The sequence below is a fragment of the Gardnerella bivia genome, from assembly GCF_049262715.1.
Classification (GTDB): Bacteria; Actinomycetota; Actinomycetes; order Actinomycetales; family Bifidobacteriaceae; genus Bifidobacterium; species Bifidobacterium vaginale_A.
This window is the reverse complement of record NZ_CP058399.1, coordinates 1,344,171-1,362,588: the sequence shown is the minus strand read 5'-3', so window position 1 is coordinate 1,362,588 and position 18,418 is coordinate 1,344,171. Positions and strand designations below refer to the sequence as shown.

Here is an 18,418-nt window from a genome sequence, read left to right as displayed (position 1 = left end):
TTGTTTTCTAAAAAATTATTGCGAAAGGAAATTTGTGGAAGGGGCATTAGGCGATAATATCTTTTTCCTTGTTGTTGAGTATGTGGCAATGGGATGTTGCGGAATGGTTGGTGGAATGTGGGCGATACGCAAAAAATATGATCTTTTTGCCATTATTACAACTTCTTGGATTACAGCTCTAGGCGGAGGTATTGTGCGCGATGTTTTATTAGGCGCGCTTCCTCCAGTTGGTATTTCAGATCGCGGATTTGTTTTAACAGGTCTATTAGCAGGTGTCATAGTAGCAATTGCTCATCCTGAAATAGAAAAATGGAAATGGTTTATGCTTACTCTAGATGCGCTCGCTCTAGGTCTTTTTGCTGTTAATGGTACTGCTAAAGCTTTAGATTATGGTATGTCTGGTATGGCATCTGTATTTTTAGGCATGTTTACTGCATTAGCAGGAGGCTTAATCAGAGATATGATGCTTAATCAAGTGCCTGTTGTTGTAAGAGATAAACATTGGTACGCTTTTCCTGCTGCAATTGGATGTGTATTAACTGTTTTTGTTTGGAAGTTTGCTCATTCTAGAGCGTTTGATGTTACTACAGAGATGATTTTAGATACTTTTATTGTGATTATTGTTGTTTTAATGCGAATTATTTCTGTAAAATTTGATTTAACTTTATTAGGCGCTGTTAAAAGAACTGAGGCTATTAAAGTGAGCGCTCCTAAAATTAGGATGCATGCGCATAAGATTCGTTTTCATAAGAATAGCGAATCAATAGATGAGAAAAAGAATAGCAATATTAAAAACATATGATAGTAATGCTAGTTAAATGCTAAACTAAAGATATTATTGCTGTGCGTGAAAGGTAACAGTCATGTCACTAATAGAGATTCTTATAACAGTGATTGTTTTTGTATTATCTTTAGTTATTGGAATTTATTTCGCTGGAATACCTTTAAGAATGTCACAAATGACTAAAATGCAAAATATTATTCAGCAAGTTTTGAGTGTTGTTTGCATTGTGCTTGCAATAGTTTTGTTTATGTTGAATATGAAAATTGCAACATTATGCGTGATTTTTGCGTTGTGTTTTGGAATGTTTGTTGGAAAGATTCCTCCAATTCATAGTTGGCTTCTAAGTCAATTCCCTTATATGTTTTTGAGTAATAATGATCCTAGACGTAAAAATTAGTTGATTGTGAAGATTGTGGCAAGAAAATCTGCTGATTCTCTGAGTGATTCTGCTTATATGGGTAATAGTGATTCTTCCCAGGATTCGTTTATTAGCGCGAGAAGTCTTATTAGAGCAGGATTTTTGCGACCGGATTCAGCGAGAGATGCAATAGAATCAATTTTAAAATCATGCGAATGCATATCTTATGAAATATTATTTAATTGTCTTAACGTAGTTGAAGATCCGGATGCAGCGATTTTATCTTTGAGGGATCTAGCTAATATTTATCCAGATGTTATAAAAGACATATTTTCTCGCAATTTGCAATCTAATGATTTTACTTCTCTATTACAAGTACTTGGAGCTTCTAATGCTTTTGCAATGCTAATGAGAACGCATCCTAATCTTATAAAAGCTGCTGCTAGTGATCCTGAACACTTGCTTCATATGACTCGTCAAGAGCGTTGTAAAGATTTATTGAACGCAATACAAGCGTATAGTGCAACTGTAGTAGTAGCAGAAAATAATGATTCTTCGATAACTATTCCATTGACTTCTTTAGGATTTGCTCAAGCTGTTTCTTCTTTAAGATCTAGATATCGTGAACATGTAGCTGCAATCATGTCTGCTGATTTAGCTAGTGCTGATTGTGTAGAAGTTCAGCCAGATATTAGTCATAAACTTTCTGATGCTGCTGATGCTGTATTAGAAGCAGCGCTAGCTATTGCTAGAGGACAAGTAGAAGGATCTTCATCTTGCAAGTTTGCGATTATTGCAATGGGAAAACTTGGATCTCAAGAAATCAACTATGTTTCAGATATTGATTTAATTTACGTTGTTGCTCCTGTTGAAAATCATCAAAAAGACTATGCTATTCGTGTTGGTACTTCAATCGCAATGGTTCTGCAAAAAGTCTGCCAGTCTGTAGTTCTTGGATCTAGTGAGCCACCTTTGTGGAAAATTGATACAGCACTTAGACCTGAAGGTAAAGATGGTCCGCTTGTGCGACTTCTTGAATCTCACAGAGAATATTATGAAAAGTGGGCTAGTAGTTGGGAATTTCAAGCATTACTGAAGTCGCGTCCGTCTGCTGGCGATTTAGAGCTTGGTAAATCTTATTGTGATATGGTTGAGCCTTTAATTTGGAAGGCTTCTAGTAGAGATCATTTTGTTTCAGATTGTCAACATATGCGTCAGCGCGTAGAATCTCTTATTCCTGCATCGGAGCGTGATCTTGACATGAAGCTTGGTAAAGGTGGATTAAGAGATGTTGAATTTACTGTGCAAATGTTACAGCTTGTTCATGGAAGTGACGATAAGTCATTGCGTGTTCGAGATACTCTTTCTGCTTTGCAAGCGTTAGCAATTGGAGGATACGTTTCAAGATCTCAAGCCTCAACTTTAGCTGAACATTACCGTTTTGAACGTGTTCTTGAGCATCGGCAGCAGATGTGGAGTATGCATCGCACTCATTTATTTCCGGATTTAGGTCCTCAAGGCAATGGTGGATTAGATCGCACGCGAAATATTTCAACTGAAAAGTTAAACAGCAATGAGCAAATTCGCAGGCTTTCCAGAGCTGTGAGATTGCGTCCTGAAGAATTAGTTGAGCGTTTCGATAAAGCACGCCGTGAAATTCGTCATTTACATAAAGATATTTATTATCGACCAATGTTGCCTATAAACGCTCAAACAGATTCTGATCCAATTGTGCTTTCTGCTGAAGCTGCTAGAGCCAGATTTGCTTCAATTGGTTTTGCGGATCCTAAAGCTGCTAGTTTGCATGTTAAAGCGCTTACAGAAGGACTTTCAAGAGCTGCTAAAATACATAGGATTTTATTGCCTGCTGTTTTGAAGTGGCTTGGGGATGGTCAGAATCCAGATATGGGATTACTTGCTTTTAGAAAGCTTTCTGAGCGTTTCGGTGGTAAAAACATGTATCTCGGTTTTTTGCGTGATTCTCCTTCAGCTGCAAAAAGATTGTGTCATATTCTATCTGATTCTCGTTATTTGGGTGACGCTATGATGCAATCAATGCAATCGATTACGTGGCTTGGAGATGATGATTTATTAGCTGCTAGAAATAGAGATAGTTTAGATATGCAAACTCGCGCTATGCTGGCAAGATACGCTGGAAATATTGAAGATTTTGCTCAATCTTTGCGCTCTTTGCGTAGGCAAGAAATCGAGCGTTTGGCTATTTCTTGGATGTGCGGCTTAATTGATGATGACACTTCTATGAGTGCTATGAGTGATGTTTTTGATGCTGTTTTAGATGCAGCGTTGAAATGGTCTATGCATCAGGCAGCTTTAAAAATGAAATTAGACTCTCCTGTATCTTCTATTGCTATTATTGCAATGGGTCGTTATGGTGGTAGAGAAGTTAATTTCTGTTCTGATGCAGACATTATCGTTGTGTATGAGCCAACTTATGCTCACGGTGATTCTGATTCAGACTATCTTGCTTTTAGCTTTGCTCAAACTACAGTCGATATTTTAAGAAATATTTTGCAAGGATCTATTACTCTTGAGCCAAAAATTATGCTTGATTTAGACTTGCGTCCTGAAGGAAAAGATGGGCCGATTGTTCGCTCTTTAGAGTCTTGTGAAAATTATTATCGTAATTGGTCTAGTATTTGGGAGAATCAAGCGTTACTTCGAGCGCGTTTTGCTGCAGGTTCTAAAAACTTAGCAGATTTACTTCTTAACGGAGTAATAAACGATTTGCGATACTGTACGAATCCACTTAATGAATCGCAAATAGCTGAAATTCGTAGGCTTAAAGCACGTATGGAAGCTGAGCGTTTACCTAGAGGTGTTAGTAGAGATCGTCATCTTAAACTTGGTCGTGGAGGATTAAGTGATGTTGAGTGGACTGTTCAACTACTTCAATTGCAATATGCTCATAAATTTGAATCTTTAAGAGTTGTTGGAACAATTAAAGCTTTGAAAGCTTTAGAAGATGAGAATTTAATAAGCAAAGAAGATGCTGAAATTTTTCGCCGCTGTTGGCATATGTGTTCTTCTGTGCGCAATGCAAACTTTTTATGGTCTGGGTCTATGTCTAGAGCTGATGTGATTCCAACTGATTCTTATTCTCTTGGTGGAATAGCAACTTATCTTGGTTATGAGTCAAATCAAGGTAGAGTATTCGAAAATGATTTGTTAGCAATAATGCGTCAATGCCGTGAAGCTATGTCTAGAATATTTTATGGTTGCTAGTTTAAACGCTTTATTGAAAGTATTTTGTGTCGTAGTCTTGTAAATCTTGTACAATCTACAAGGTCGCGCAATATGTGGCCGTCTTTCTACAGAGAAAGGAAAGCCCGTGAAAATTTCCGCTAAATTGCTTGTATCAGATGCCCAATCCGAAAATTCTGGTTGTTTTCTTCCAATTGAGTCAAATATTTCTCAGTCTTTAAGTGGTAAAAGTGTTGTTACGTTGGATGATATTTCGACTGCGCAAATTAGAATGCTTTTAGATAAAGCGCGATACATTGATTCGCACCGTAAAGAAGTGGCTCACACCTGCGATGGCAGATTGTTAGCCACTCTTTTTTATGAGCCTAGTACTCGAACTCGTTTGAGTTTTGAAACTGCAATGTTGCGTTTAGGAGGTAAGGTTATCGGCTTCGCTGGTGCTGGTCTTTCTAGTGCTAGTAAAGGTGAAACAGTAAGTGACACTTTGAAAGTCGTGTCTAATTATGTTGATGTTGTAGCAATGCGCCACCCGAAAGAAGGTGCAGCTTTCGTTGCAACGCAAGCTGTTAATACACCTATTATTAACGCAGGGGATGGCGGACATATGCATCCTACGCAAACTCTTGCAGATTTAGCAACGATTCTTGAGCGTTTTGGTAGATTAAATAATTTAACAGTTGGATTGTGTGGAGATTTAACATATGGACGCACAGTTCACTCACTTATTGAAACTCTTTGTCGTTTTGGAAACGTTCATTTTGTGCTTATTAGCCCAGATGAGCTTAAAACTCCGCAATATGTAATCGACAGAATTAAAGATACTCCTTCTTGCACGTATGAAGAAACTCGTGACTTGATGAAAGTAATCGGCGAACTTGATGTTCTTTATATGACTCGTGTGCAAGAAGAGCGTTTTACTGATCGAGATCAATACTTGCGACTTCGTGATACTTATATTTTGACTGAAGAAAAATTAAATAAAGCAAAGCCAAATACTGCTGTTTTGCATCCTCTTCCTCGAATTAACGAGATTTCAGTTGATGTTGATTGCGATTCTAGAGCTGCATACTTTGATCAAGTAAAGAATGGAATGCTAATGCGTATGGCGTTGGAAAGTTCTGTTCTTGGAGATGAACTTGATGGCTATGAGCCTACAGATTTTGTAAGAGTACCTTTAGAAGAGAATGAATCTAAAGATGCTAATGGAATTTCTCTGAGCCTTCCAAGAATCCACAATAATGATATGAATGCTCCAAAAAATATGACTTGTTCAAATCCTCGCTGTATTACAAATAGTGAATTGACATTAGTTAAAAAATTCTACAAATCAGAATCTGGAATGCATGAATATCATTGCTTATATTGTGATAATAAGGCATAAAGAAAAATAAAATCTATTACAATATATTAAGTATAAAAATTTACGCAAACTAGGAGTGATATGGACGAGGCACGTACCTTAAATTTGCGCAATATCTCTGTGTGGGATACTGGTGAACGTATAGATCTTATAGTTGATGGTGTTCGCCAAGATGCTTTGATAGAGCCTAATGCGCGATTAAGTGGAGATATTGATGCAAGTGATATGATTGTCGCTCCTGGTTTTGCTGATCCGCATGTGCATTTTAGAGATCCTGGTCAAACTGACAAAGAAACTATGCAAACAGGAAGCGAAGCTGCATCTGCCGGTGGCTATACGCAAGTTTTAATCATGCCAAATACGATTCCTGCAGTTGATGGTGAGAAATGGGTTGATGCTCCATTTGATGTTGAAAATGTTATAGATTATTTGCAACGATACGGATGTATCTATGGAGTGAAATTACCTGTTCGCTACGATGTAGCTGTTTGCGCTTCTCTTGGCCGTAAAGGATTAAAGCCTAGCAATATAGAGCATTGGAAAAAATATGTTCTTGGAATAAGCGATGATGAAAAAACTTCTCCAATGCGTAAGCATCCTGTTACTGCAATAAGTGATGATGGTGCTGCTGTACCTGAATCTATCTTGTTAGATGTTCTTGATATGGCTAAGAAAACTGGTTTGCCTTTCGTAGAACATTGCGAACATCACGAAAGTGGATGTATGAATGATGGTCCTGTTGCGAAAATGCTTGGTGTTGAAGGTATTGCATCTTCTACAGAATTATCAATTGTTCAAAGAGATATTGACGCTGCTCGTAAAACTGGTGTGCATGTTCATTTTCAGCATGTAAGTACTGCTGCATCTTTTGAAGCTATACGTAAAGCTAAAAAAGAAGGTTTGCCTATTACTTGTGAAACAGCTCCTCACTATCTTGCATTATGTGATGAAGATGTATTGCGTTACGGTTCAATGGCAAAAATGAATCCTCCTCTTCGTTCAAAAGCAGATCGTCAAGCAACGCTAGCTGCTATTGCAGATGGAACAATTGACATGATTGCAACAGATCACGCTCCTCATACTAAAAAAGAAAAGTCTGGTGATTTTGCTGCTTCTCCTAACGGAATTATTGGTCTTGAATGTGCATATGCTGTTTGCAGAAAAGTGTTAGTAGATGCAGGATACACAGATGATAAACATTTGATTGAGTTGATGTCAGTTAATCCTATGCAATTGATGAGTAGAAGGCCAACTGATATTGCTGCATTGCTTAACGTATCTTCTAGATGTGACACGAAGCGTACTTTGAGATTGAGTATAACTGAGCATCCTGAAAATGTTGATTTAGTTTTGATTAACACAAAGGAAAAATGGAAAGTGAACGCTGAATCTTTCCATTCAAAAGCTCGTAACACTCCATTCGATGGATGGGATGTTAAAGGACGTCCAGTAGCTACAATTATTGGATCTGAAATTGCGTTTTCAAGAATGTGAATTTAATTTATCTAATTTAGGGGGAATTGTATGGATGAACTTATAGAAGCAATCGAATCTAAACAAAATCCTAGCGTTGTAGGCTTGGATCCTAAAGCCGATATTGTTCCTATTGAGATTATTAACGGGCTTGTTGATGAAGTTTTACAAGAAGTTGATGATTCTGAGGCTCTTTCAACTCTTATGGCTACAGCGTATTTCGAATTTAATCGTTCGATTATTGATGCAATAGCAGATGTTGTTCCAGCAGTAAAACCTCAAATAGCTATGTATGAAGCGCTTGGTCCTGCTGGAATAGATACATACACTATGACTTGCGAATATGCAAAATCTAAAGGATTAGTTGTAATAGGGGATGCTAAAAGAGGAGATATTGGATCTACTGCAGCTCAGTATGCTGCTCATATAAGCGGTTTTACAGATATTACATCTTATTTGACTTCAAAAAATGAATTATTGAATGATTCTTTAACAAAAATTTTAGAAAAATCACAAAATAATGATGTTTGGCATGAATATTCATTAACTGTTAATCCTTATATGGGTTCAGATGGCGTGAAGCCTTTTATAAATAATGCTGTTAAGTATAATAAGAGCATTTTTGTTCTTCTTAGAACGTCAAATCCTTCTAGTAAAGAGTTGCAAGAGCTTGTTGTACAAGATGGTAAAGCTGTATACGAGCATATGGCTGATCTTATTGAACAATGGGGTGAGTCAAATATTGGAAAGCATGGTTATTCTAGAGTCGGTGCTGTAGTTGGAGCTACTCATCCTGAAGAAGGTAGACATTTACGCAATCTTATGCCTCATACTTTCTTTTTGGTTCCAGGATATGGTGCTCAAGGCGGCACAGCTCAAGATGTTGCTGGCATGTTTGACGAATTTGCCTCTGGAGCTATAGTTAATTCTTCTCGTGGAATTATAGGATCGTGGAAAAAATCAGAATCATATATAAAAAATAAGGGTTCGCTATCTATAGATAGTGTTCTTGAAATTGTTAGAGATTGTGCTTATGAATCTGCATGTGATATGCGCGATAACTTGCGTCAAGCTGTGTATCGCTAAAATATGTTGATTAAAAGGTGAATATTCGTGAAACTGTTAAGTGCAAATAATAGTAATTTGATATAACTTAAGAATAATTTAAAAGATAGCTTAATAAATTGTTTATAATAACTAAAATTTAAGCTTTTTAGATTTAAAAATAAAAATTGATAGCAATTACTACAAGAGTAGGGGTATCACATGAGTGATGGCATGTTTATGCATACGCGAAAAGCTTTGGAAAGCTCCATATTTACTTTTCGTAATAATAATGCTGATGATATAGGTGGTAGTCCCTCAAAATCTAATGATGACGCAAAATATTCACCTCTTTTAGCAAGACGTGCTATAGAAGTAATAGACAATCAGAAACTTGATGATGGTGTATATCGTTTGACTTTGCGAGATTCTGCTATAGCTGAATGTGCGCTTCCTGCTCAATTTGTAAATTTGTATTCTCCTGATTCAACAACTATGCTTCCTAGACCTTTTGGAGTTGCAAGTGTTGAAGGTGATACTTTTACTTTAATATTCGCTGTTGTAGGAGTCGGTACGAAAGCTTTTTCTCGCCTTCGTGCAGGTGATAGTGTTGATGCGCTTGGTCCTTTAGGAATAGGGTATGATATTTCTAAATCTGCTCATTATATTCTTGTAAGTGGAGGATTAGGAGTTCCTCCTTTGATATGTGCTTCTCAAGCATTAAGTAAGTGTGAGAATTCTACTGTAAGCGCGATTCTTGGATATAGAGATAAGCGTTTTGCGGATGATTTAATGAAAGAATATATTAGTGATGTTCATAGTATTACTAATTCTGAAGGAACTGTTATTACGCTTCTTAATAAATTAGAGGAAGAAAATCATTTTAATTTTAATGATAATTTGCCGATTGTAATTCTTTCGTGTGGTCCTCTTGCAATGATGAAAGCTGTTTCTCATTGGGCGCATGAGCGTAGTATTGAATGTCAACTTAGTTTAGAGGCTCGTATGGGTTGTGGCTATGGCACTTGTGTTGCTTGTGTAGTAGATACTCTAGAAGGTCGATTGAAAGTTTGTAATGAAGGTCCAGTTTTTGATTCTAAGCGATTGGGTTGGGAGTAAGAAGTAAATATGAACGCTACAAATTCCGCTACAAATTCCGCTGCAACTTTAGGTTTTGACACAAGCCACGTGTGGAAACATCCAACTCAAGTTGCAGGTGTTAAGTGGAAAAACATGGTTGGAACTGCTTCTGGAACTTTTCAGCTTGCAGCATGTCGTCGTTTTTATGATGTTAGTCAGCTTGGTGCAATATGTACTAAAGGTGTTTCACCTGTGCCTTGGCAAGGAAATCCTGCTCCTAGAACAGCAGAGTCTCCTTCTGGAATGGTAAATGCAGTTGGTTTACAAAATCCTGGAGTTGACCATTATTTAGTAGATGAGCTACCTAAGCTTAAAAAGATGGGAGCGCTTGTAATTACTAATGTTGCAGGTCATAGTGACGATGACTATGCTCAGGTTGTAGCTAAACTTGCAGATTCTTCTGCAGATATGTTGGAGATTAACGTTAGTTGTCCAAATGTCACTCACGGTGGTATGAGTGTCGGCACGGATCCAGTGGCATTACACCGCTTAATTACTCGTCTTCGTGCAATGACAGATAAGCCGATGATTGTGAAGATGACTCCGAATGTTACAGATATTGTGACAATTTGTAAAGCTGCAGTTGATGCTGGTGCCGACGCTCTTAGTATGATTAACACTTTAGTTGGATTACGTATTGATATTCGAACTGGTGAACCAATTATTGCGAATCGCACTGGTGGTGTTTCTGGTCCTGCTGTTTTCCCAATTGGTTTAGGATTTGTTTGGCGAGTTCGTCAAGCTATGCCAGATATTCCTATTATTGGTATTGGCGGAATTGATTCTGGAGAAAAAGCACTTGAATACTTGTATGCTGGTGCTAATGCAATAGAAGTTGGTGCTGCTGCTTTAGTTGATCCTACAGCTCCAATCCGTATTGCTAGAGAATTAGATGATTTGCTTGATTCTAGACCGAAATTAGCATCTTTGCTTGCTGAAGGTAAGACTTGGCGCTAAGGTTTTGCAAAACTTATAAAAATATTAAGAAAGTGAGTTAATAATGGAACAGTTAGACGAACGTTTTACTAAGTTTTTACTTGATTCAGGAGCTCTTAAATTTGGTGATTTCACATTGAAATCTGGTAGAAAATCGCCTTATTTCATAAACGCTGGAGCATTTGACGATGGAATGAAAATTGCAACTCTTGGAGATTATTACGCTAAAAGAGTTGTACAAGCAATAAATAACAGTCAGCTCCCGAAAGATATTGATACTGTATTTGGTCCAGCGTATAAGGGAATTCCTTTGGCTGTTTCTACTTCTATTGCGTTGACTAATAATTATAATATGCCGGTTGGTTTTACTTTCGATCGTAAAGAAAGAAAGGATCATGGCGATGGCGGTGTTATGGTTGGAAAGCCTTTGAAAGATGGCATGAAAGTTTTATTAGTTGACGATGTTATGACTGCAGGAACAGCTGTTCGTGAAACTTTACCAAAATTAAATTCTGAAGCAAAAGTTGAAGTAGTCGGTTTGATTTTGGCAGTTGATAGAATGGAGCGCACAAAAGATAGCGATCTTTCCGCGGTAAAAGCAGTCGAGCAAGAATTTGGTTTTCCTGTTTTGCCAATTGCTAACGTAAGTGAAATTTTTAATGCAGCTCAAAAGCTTACAAATAGTGATGGAAGTGCTGTTATGGATGAAAATCTTGTAAGAAGCGCAAAAAAGTATTTACAAGAATATGGAGCGCGCGCATAGCATTAGAAATTAAATTTCTTTATATAGTTATATTATTTACGTTATTGTTGTGTGAATTTTACTATGAAATGACCGATTATGAATGATCAAAATAGCAACTTCGATAACCCGGAAGATATGCCTCCTGAATTTATACCTGCTGATTATGATAAAGACACGAGCGAAAACGGTTCTAGTTATAATGATGATTTTGATAATTCATTATTTGGTGGTAAAAGAGAAATTGCAGCTGTAGTTGCTGTTTGCGTTATTGCAATTGCTATTGTTGCGTCAATTGTGTTTTTCTTGTTTACTACTAATTCTAATAGCGCAAAACATGATAATGTTAGCGAGCCTACTAAGAATTGCGTTCGCTTGCGTAAAGATTTGCTTTCTGAGCAAAAAAATCTTCAAGCAACTCTTTCTAGTGACGATGTTAGTAATGCTATAGAAATTAAAACATATGATTTCGTAGTGAATTCTGATGAAGCTAAGAGTGCTTTTGATGATTTCGAATCTTCTTTAAATTATGTTAAAACGGATTTAAATGAGAAGATTCAAAATTGTCCAGTTGGTGCTGATTCTAGTAATTCTCCTTCTGTGGAAGATAAGTTTTCTGGGAAAATTGAAAATTTCCGTCAAGATAATGATTCTCTGAAAAAATCTGCTTATAACGCTGTTAAAGCTGCTAAGAGTGTTATTTCAGCAAAGCTAGTGAAATTGGTTTCTCAAGGCAAAGATCTTATAAATAAAACTAAAAATATTCCTGTTTTATCTCAAGCTAAAGATGAATTACAGAAAATCGTTGATTTAGCTAATCAAGCTCTTAATAATAGCAATAACAATGATATTAAAGAGATGAAGCAATGCATTGACGATTTGAAGAAAGCTTTTGATCAATATCTTGAGAAAATTAAAAATTTGAGTTCTAATTTTCTAAATCGCGATGGTAATGGATATCCGCTTTCTTCTCAACATCAAAAAGATGATGATGGAGGATACGTCCCATCTGGTCGTGATGATAATTCAGACTCTGTTGATCCTGATTATATTGACACTCAAGATAGTCAAGATAGTCAAAGTGGTCAAGATGGTCAAAATTAAGCAAAATATGCTATTTCTTCTTGAGCATTGTCTTGGGATTTTAATTAGTTGACGCTTTGTGGCATAATAAGCAAGGTTTATTTCTTAAGCTGCGTTTGCAGCTTTATTTAGCGAAAGAAACAGGTAACTCGTGGCACAGACTACCAATGATATTAAGAATGGATCGGTTTTAAACCTTGAAGGTCAGCTTTGGACTGTTGTTAAGTTCCAGCATGTAAAGCCAGGTAAGGGTCCTGCTTTTGTGCGCACTACTATTAAGAATGTGCTCTCAGGCAAGATTGTTGATAAGACTTTTAACGCCGGAATGAAGATGGAGTTTGAAACTGTTGACAATCGTACTTTGCAATATTCTTATGAAGATGGAGATAATTTTGTCTTCATGGATATGACAACTTATGATCAAGTTTATATTCCTAAGGACTTGGTTGGAGATCAAAGCAAGTATTTGCTTGAAGGTACTGATTGCATAGTAAGTTTCCATGACGGCACTCCTTTAAGCGTTGAGCTTCCAGCATCTGTGATTTTGACTATTACTCATACAGAGCCTGGTTTGCAAGGCAATCGTTCTAATGCTGGAACTAAACCAGCAACTGTGGAAACCGGAGCTGAGATTCAGGTTCCGCTTTTCGTAGGCGAAGGTGAAAAAGTTAAGGTCGACACTCGTGATGGATCTTATCTTGGTCGTGAGAACTAATTAAATTTTCAATATTGGGCGGCCTAGTAACGATATATTTTAAGCGTTGCTGGGTCGTTCTTTTCGATTTTTAATATAGATTTTCTTTATTTTCTAAATATTTAGCGTTTGAAAATTTTATTAAGAATAGAAAATCTAATTATTAAAATGCTTTATTAGATAAACGATTAAGTTTAATGTTAAAGTAAAACTTAATAAAGATTTAGTTAAATACAATTACATATAAAACGAAGGACTCTATTATGGCACGCTCTACAGCTCGTAAGAGGGCTTTGAATACGCTTTACGAAGCAGATGAAAAAAGTCAGAATATTCTTTCTTTACTTGATGAGCGCGTCAAAGAGCCTGGCGCTCAAACGCCTCTTCCAGAATATGCAGTTGAGATTGTGCGCGGTGTAGGTGAGCGCCGCCATAGAATTGATAAAGTGCTTAATCATTGTTCAACCGGCTGGAAAGTTGGAAGAATGGCTGTTATTGATCGTAACATTTTACGAATCGCAGCATGGGAAATTCTTGCGAACGATGATGTTCCAGATAAAGTAGCTATTGATGAAGCTATTGCACTTGCAAAGATTTATAGTGATGATGATGCTATTGCTTTCATTCATGGGTTGTTGAGTGCAATTGTTTCTTCTAAAGATGATTGTTTAGCTAGATTAAATGGTGATGTAGTTTCACAAGACGCTGATGAAACGGAAACTAGTGAATCTGAAACTAGTGAATCTTTGCAAGAATAGAAGAATAGTAAATTATTTTCTAGATTTAATGTAGTTGAATAATTGAAATTTTGTTAATCCGCTTAAAGTATTTGCTTAAGCGGATTTTTTATATCCACAATTTCGGCGAGTCGCGGTCCTACAATCTGAGTAGACTTGCCACGAATAACCTAAAGCCATAAGGGGGTTAAGGTGGACTACAATGACACCTTTGCTGGATTCGACAGTGACGATGCAGTATTGGTATTAGAGGATGGTCAGGTTTACGTTGGTAAACCTTTTGGTGCTAAAGGTTCTACATGCGCTGAGATTGTGTTCTCAACAGGTATGACAGGCTATCAGGAAACACTAACTGATCCAAGTTATGATCAACAAATCGTCGTTCAAACGTTCCCACACATAGGAAATACAGGTGTTAACCTTGAAGATCCAGAATCTTCAAAAATCTGGGTTGCTGGATATGTTGTTAAAGTTCCAAGCCCGGTTGTTAGTAATTGGAGATCTACTGGTTGCTTGCAAGATGATTTAGAAAAACAAGGTATCGTTTCAATCAGTGGTATTGATACTAGAAAGCTGGTACGTCATTTACGCTCGGTAGGCGTTATGCGTGCCGGCATTTTTTCTAGTGATGCGCTTATTGACAGTACAACTGGAGCAATACGTACAGTTGCATCGTTTGTTAATGAAATTAAGAAAACTCCTCAAATGCAAGGCTTGCGTTTAACTGATGAAGTAAGTACTAAAACTACTTGTACTATTGAGCCATCTGGAGAGTATGAGGGCAAGAAACCGTTATTCAGTGTTGCAGCTGTTGATTTTGGAATTAAAGCAATGACTCCGCATCGTTTAGCTGAGCGCGGATGCAAAGTATATGTTGTAAATTCAGGAATTTCTTTTGAAGATCTTCAAAATCTTAATGTTGATGGAGTATTTTTCTCTAATGGTCCTGGAGATCCATCTCAGGCTAATCGTGAAGTTGAGTTGTTGCGTAAAGTTTTGGATGCAAAATATCCATTCTTTGGAATTTGCTTCGGGAATCAGCTTTTAGGTAGAGCGTTAGGATTCGATACTTATAAGTTAAAATTTGGTCATCGCGGAGTAAATCAGCCTGTAAAAGATTTAACCACTGGAAAAGTTGAAGTTACAGCGCATAATCACGGTTTTGCTGTGGATGCTCCTATTGGTCAGCCGGTTCAATCTCCTTATGAGAATGGTAAATTTGGTAAAGTTTTGGTTTCTCATATTGATTTGAACGATAACGTTGTTGAAGGATTGCAATGTTTAGATATTCCAGCTTTCTCTGTGCAATATCATCCTGAAGCTGCTGCTGGTCCTCATGATGCATCTTATTTGTTTGATCGTTTTGTAGAGCTTATGCGCTTGCATAATAACAATTGCGTTAAATCAGAAAAGTAATAATAAGGGGAAATTTACTATGCCAAAACGTACTGATATAAAGTCTGTTATGGTAATTGGTTCTGGTCCTATTGTTATTGGCCAGGCTGCAGAATTTGATTATTCAGGAACTCAAGCTTGTAGAGTTTTGCATGAAGAGGGTATTCGCGTAATCTTAGTCAACTCTAATCCAGCTACGATTATGACTGATCCTGAGCTTGCTGATGCTACTTATATTGAGCCGATTGACACGTCAATTTTGGAGAGAATAATTGCAAAAGAGAAGCCAGACGCGCTGTTGCCAACACTAGGCGGTCAAACTGCGCTTAATGCAGCGATGGATTTAGGTCGTGCAGGAATTCTAGAGAAGTACAACGTTGAGCTGATTGGCGCTTCTTTGGAAGCAATCGATAGAGGAGAAGATCGTGAGCTTTTCAAGAAAGTCGTTGAAAAAGCAGGAGCGGAAAGCGCAAAATCATTTATTGCTCATTCAATAGAAGAAGTAGACAAAATTGTTGAAACTTTAGGATACCCAGTAGTAGTACGTCCAAGCTTTACAATGGGTGGATTGGGCTCTGGTATTGCTCATAATGAAGAAGAGTTGCATCGTATTGCAGGAGCAGGCATACATTATTCTCCAACTAATGAAGTTCTTATTGAAGAAGGAATAGAAGGTTGGAAAGAATTTGAACTTGAGCTTATGCGAGATTCAAAGGATAATGTTGTAGTTGTTTGCCCTATTGAAAATGTTGATCCAGTAGGAGTGCATACAGGTGATTCTATTACTGTAGCTCCATGTTTTACTCTTACAGATCGCGAATATCAAAAGATGCGTGATATTGGTATTGCTATTATTCGCGGTGTTGGTGTAGATACTGGTGGATGCAATATTCAGTTCGCAATCAATCCTCAAACGGGTCGCATAATTGTAATCGAGATGAATCCTCGCGTATCTCGTTCTTCTGCTCTTGCATCTAAAGCTACTGGCTTCCCGATTGCGAAAATTGCAACGAAACTTGCTCTTGGATACACTTTGGATGAGATTCAAAATGATATTACTCGTTCTACTCCTGCAAGTTTTGAGCCAACGATTGACTATGTTGTTACTAAGATTCCGCGTTTTGCTTTCGAAAAATTCCCAGGAGCAGATACCACTCTTACTACTTCTATGAAGTCAGTTGGTGAAGCAATGGCGTTAGCTGGAAACTTCCAGGAATCTCTTGGTAAAGCAATGCGCTCAATTGACAAGCGTCATGCATGCTTTAGCTGGGATGGTGAATGTCCAAGTAAAGAAGAAGTTGAGGATCTTCTAAATGAGATTCATACTCCAACAGAGCATAGATATTTGCAAATTCAGCGTGCTTTGTGGGGAGGAGCTACTCCTGAACAGATTTTCGATGCAACTAAAATTGATCCATGGTTTATTCATCAACTTGCACAAATCAATAAAACAGCTTTATATGTTAAAAACGCTGAAACTTTAACTCCTAAAGTTTTGAAGAATGCTAAGCTTGCAGGTCTTTCGGACGTTCAAATTGCACATTTGCGTTCTCTTGGTGATGAGGGTGAAAATATGGTCCGCGAGCTTCGCTGGGCTTATGGATTGCATCCTGTTTATAAAACTGTAGATACATGTGCTGCAGAGTTTGATGCTATTACTCCTTATTACTATTCTTGCTATGCTGATGAAAGTGAATTGAAGAAGCGCAATCGTGAAGCAGTAATTATTCTTGGCTCTGGTCCGAATCGAATTGGACAAGGAATTGAGTTTGATTACACTTGTGTTCATGCTGTTCAAGAACTGGGTAAGGATTACGACACTATTATGGTTAATTGTAATCCTGAAACTGTTTCTACAGATTATGATATGTCTGATCGTCTTTACTTTGAGCCTCTTACTTTCGAAGATGTTCTTGAAATTTATGAAGCTGAAAAGAAACTTGGACCAGTTAAAGGCGTGATTGTGCAGCTTGGTGGTCAAACTCCACTTTCGCTTGCTGCTCGTCTGAAAGCTGCAGGAGTTCCAATTTTGGGAACAACTCCTGAAGCTATTGATTTGGCTGAAAATCGTGAACTTTTCGGTGAAGTTCTTCGTCAAGAAGGAATGAATGCTCCTCGATACGGTACAGCGTTAAGTTTAGATGAAGCAAGGGATGCTGCTCACGCAATCGGTTACCCGGTTCTTGTGCGACCAAGCTACGTGCTTGGCGGGCGTGGCATGGAAATCGTGTACGATGACTCTCAGCTTGCAAAATATGTTGAGCGCGCATTGAATGAGGCTCGTGCAGACACTGTTGTTTCTGGCAGGCTTCCTTCTCCTCTTTTGATTGATAAGTTCCTGCAAGACGCTATTGAAATCGATGTTGACGCGCTTTATGACGGCAATGAGCTTTATATTGGCGGAATTATGGAGCATGTTGAGGAAGCTGGCGTGCACTCTGGTGACGCAGCTTGCACTCTTCCTCCAAGCACACTTTCGGACGATCAGATTCGCCGCCTTCGTGAGGGCACGCTTTCGATTGCTCGCGGCTGCTCAGTTCGCGGTCTTATTAACGTTCAGTACGCTTTTATGGCGAATACTTTGTACGTGATTGAGGCAAATCCTCGAGCATCGCGCACAGTTCCGTTTGCATCTAAGGCAACTGGTGTAGCGCTTGCTAAAGCTGCTGCACGAATTATGGCTGGTGAAACAATCGAACAGCAACGTAAACGTGGTCTTCTTCTTCCTAAGGGTGACGGCGGTGATATTCATCAAGGTCAACAAGTTGCTATTAAAGCTTCCGTGCTGCCTTTTAAGCGTTTCCGCACTCCTGTTGGACGTACTGTTGATATTCTTCTTGGACCTGAAATGCGTTCAACTGGTGAAGTTATGGGATTCGATAGAGATTTTCCACACGCTTTTGCTAAAAGCCAGCTTGCTGCATATAAGGGAGGATTGCCAACAAGCGGAAATGTATTTGTTTCTGTAAGTGATGCAGATAAAAGACAATTGCCATTATTAGCTGTTCGTTTAGTGGAACTTGGTTTTACTATTTGGGCTACTGAAGGTACTGCTTCTGTATTGCGTAGATACGGTATTGATTCTGTTATTGTAGATAAAATTTCTAGTATTGGTGATACCGCTAAAGATGTGCGTGATAGCGAATATTCTAAAGAAAGAATTGGCAAAAACGTAGTAGAACTTATTGAGAATGGTAAGATTGATATGGTGCTGAACACACCGAATTCTAGAGGATCTCGCACTGATGGATATGCAATTCGTGCTGCTGCTGTTGCTGCAGATCTTCCTCAATTCACTACAATTACTGAGTTCGCACCTGTTTTAATGGCTATTGAAGCTGTTAAAAACAATGATTATCAGGTTATGAGTATACAGGAGCATGCTAAGCAACTGTTTGCAATAGAATGTGCTGAAAACCAGAAGTAGCTTTAAGAAAGTCGAGCGTAAAA

14 protein-coding genes are annotated in these 18,418 nt (G+C 38.0%); all 14 read left to right on the top strand.

What is annotated here, in order from left to right; translation table 11 throughout:
- Positions 1-34 precede the first annotated feature (34 nt).
- A complete protein-coding gene (locus HXT27_RS05400; protein WP_103043077.1) occupies positions 35-802 on the top strand; it encodes a trimeric intracellular cation channel family protein in 768 nt (255 codons plus the stop codon).
- Between the two features lie 61 nt (positions 803-863).
- Positions 864-1,181, top strand: coding sequence for a hypothetical protein (locus HXT27_RS05395; protein WP_103043076.1), 318 nt, complete (start codon positions 864-866; stop codon positions 1,179-1,181).
- A 57-nt stretch (positions 1,182-1,238) separates the two neighbouring features.
- Positions 1,239-4,385, top strand: coding sequence for a bifunctional [glutamine synthetase] adenylyltransferase/[glutamine synthetase]-adenylyl-L-tyrosine phosphorylase (locus tag HXT27_RS05390; RefSeq protein ID WP_103043282.1), 3,147 nt, complete (start codon positions 1,239-1,241; stop codon positions 4,383-4,385).
- A 172-nt stretch (positions 4,386-4,557) separates the two neighbouring features.
- Entirely contained in the window at positions 4,558-5,745 is a 1,188-nt protein-coding gene (pyrB, locus tag HXT27_RS05385; RefSeq protein WP_075523457.1) for an aspartate carbamoyltransferase, read from the top strand.
- Positions 5,746-5,805: 60 nt separating this feature from the next.
- Positions 5,806-7,218, top strand: a complete 1,413-nt coding sequence (locus HXT27_RS05380) for a dihydroorotase (protein ID WP_103043075.1) — start codon at positions 5,806-5,808, stop codon at positions 7,216-7,218.
- Positions 7,219-7,248: 30 nt separating this feature from the next.
- Positions 7,249-8,283 (top strand): orotidine-5'-phosphate decarboxylase, encoded by a 1,035-nt coding sequence (gene pyrF / locus HXT27_RS05375; RefSeq protein ID WP_103043074.1) that lies wholly within the window; start codon positions 7,249-7,251, stop codon positions 8,281-8,283.
- A gap of 180 nt (positions 8,284-8,463) precedes the next feature.
- Positions 8,464-9,360: a dihydroorotate dehydrogenase electron transfer subunit gene (locus tag HXT27_RS05370; RefSeq protein ID WP_103043073.1), complete on the top strand. Its 897-nt coding sequence runs from the start codon at positions 8,464-8,466 to the stop codon at positions 9,358-9,360.
- Positions 9,361-9,369: 9 nt separating this feature from the next.
- Entirely contained in the window at positions 9,370-10,338 is a 969-nt protein-coding gene (locus HXT27_RS05365; RefSeq protein ID WP_103043072.1) for a dihydroorotate dehydrogenase, read from the top strand.
- A gap of 43 nt (positions 10,339-10,381) precedes the next feature.
- Positions 10,382-11,080, top strand: a complete 699-nt coding sequence (gene pyrE / locus HXT27_RS05360; protein WP_103043071.1) for an orotate phosphoribosyltransferase — start codon at positions 10,382-10,384, stop codon at positions 11,078-11,080.
- 78 nt (positions 11,081-11,158) lie between these two features.
- Positions 11,159-12,163: a hypothetical protein gene (locus HXT27_RS05355; protein WP_103043070.1), complete on the top strand. Its 1,005-nt coding sequence runs from the start codon at positions 11,159-11,161 to the stop codon at positions 12,161-12,163.
- Positions 12,164-12,293: 130 nt separating this feature from the next.
- On the top strand, positions 12,294-12,857 hold the full coding sequence (gene efp, locus HXT27_RS05350; RefSeq protein ID WP_004130995.1) for an elongation factor P: 564 nt from the start codon (positions 12,294-12,296) through the stop codon (positions 12,855-12,857).
- A 242-nt stretch (positions 12,858-13,099) separates the two neighbouring features.
- Positions 13,100-13,594 (top strand): transcription antitermination factor NusB, encoded by a 495-nt coding sequence (gene nusB, locus HXT27_RS05345; RefSeq protein ID WP_103043069.1) that lies wholly within the window; start codon positions 13,100-13,102, stop codon positions 13,592-13,594.
- Positions 13,595-13,765: 171 nt separating this feature from the next.
- A complete protein-coding gene (gene carA / locus HXT27_RS05340; protein WP_103043068.1) occupies positions 13,766-14,989 on the top strand; it encodes a glutamine-hydrolyzing carbamoyl-phosphate synthase small subunit in 1,224 nt (407 codons plus the stop codon).
- A 19-nt stretch (positions 14,990-15,008) separates the two neighbouring features.
- Positions 15,009-18,395 (top strand): carbamoyl-phosphate synthase large subunit, encoded by a 3,387-nt coding sequence (carB, locus tag HXT27_RS05335; RefSeq protein ID WP_075523342.1) that lies wholly within the window; start codon positions 15,009-15,011, stop codon positions 18,393-18,395.
- Positions 18,396-18,418 lie beyond the last annotated feature (23 nt).

Excerpts from the sequence above, each read along its gene's own strand:
- HXT27_RS05395 (WP_103043076.1), top strand. The coding sequence starts at position 864 with ATGTCACTAATAGAGATTCTTATAACAGTGATTGTTTTTGTATTATCT.
- HXT27_RS05390 (WP_103043282.1), top strand. The coding sequence starts at position 1,239 with ATGGGTAATAGTGATTCTTCCCAGGATTCGTTTATTAGCGCGAGAAGT.
- HXT27_RS05380 (WP_103043075.1), top strand. The coding sequence starts at position 5,806 with ATGGACGAGGCACGTACCTTAAATTTGCGCAATATCTCTGTGTGGGAT.
- pyrF (WP_103043074.1), top strand. The coding sequence starts at position 7,249 with ATGGATGAACTTATAGAAGCAATCGAATCTAAACAAAATCCTAGCGTT.
- HXT27_RS05370 (WP_103043073.1), top strand. The coding sequence starts at position 8,464 with ATGAGTGATGGCATGTTTATGCATACGCGAAAAGCTTTGGAAAGCTCC.
- HXT27_RS05365 (WP_103043072.1), top strand. The coding sequence starts at position 9,370 with ATGAACGCTACAAATTCCGCTACAAATTCCGCTGCAACTTTAGGTTTT.
- pyrE (WP_103043071.1), top strand. The coding sequence starts at position 10,382 with ATGGAACAGTTAGACGAACGTTTTACTAAGTTTTTACTTGATTCAGGA.
- HXT27_RS05355 (WP_103043070.1), top strand. The coding sequence starts at position 11,159 with ATGAATGATCAAAATAGCAACTTCGATAACCCGGAAGATATGCCTCCT.
- nusB (WP_103043069.1), top strand. The coding sequence starts at position 13,100 with ATGGCACGCTCTACAGCTCGTAAGAGGGCTTTGAATACGCTTTACGAA.
- carB (WP_075523342.1), top strand. The coding sequence starts at position 15,009 with ATGCCAAAACGTACTGATATAAAGTCTGTTATGGTAATTGGTTCTGGT.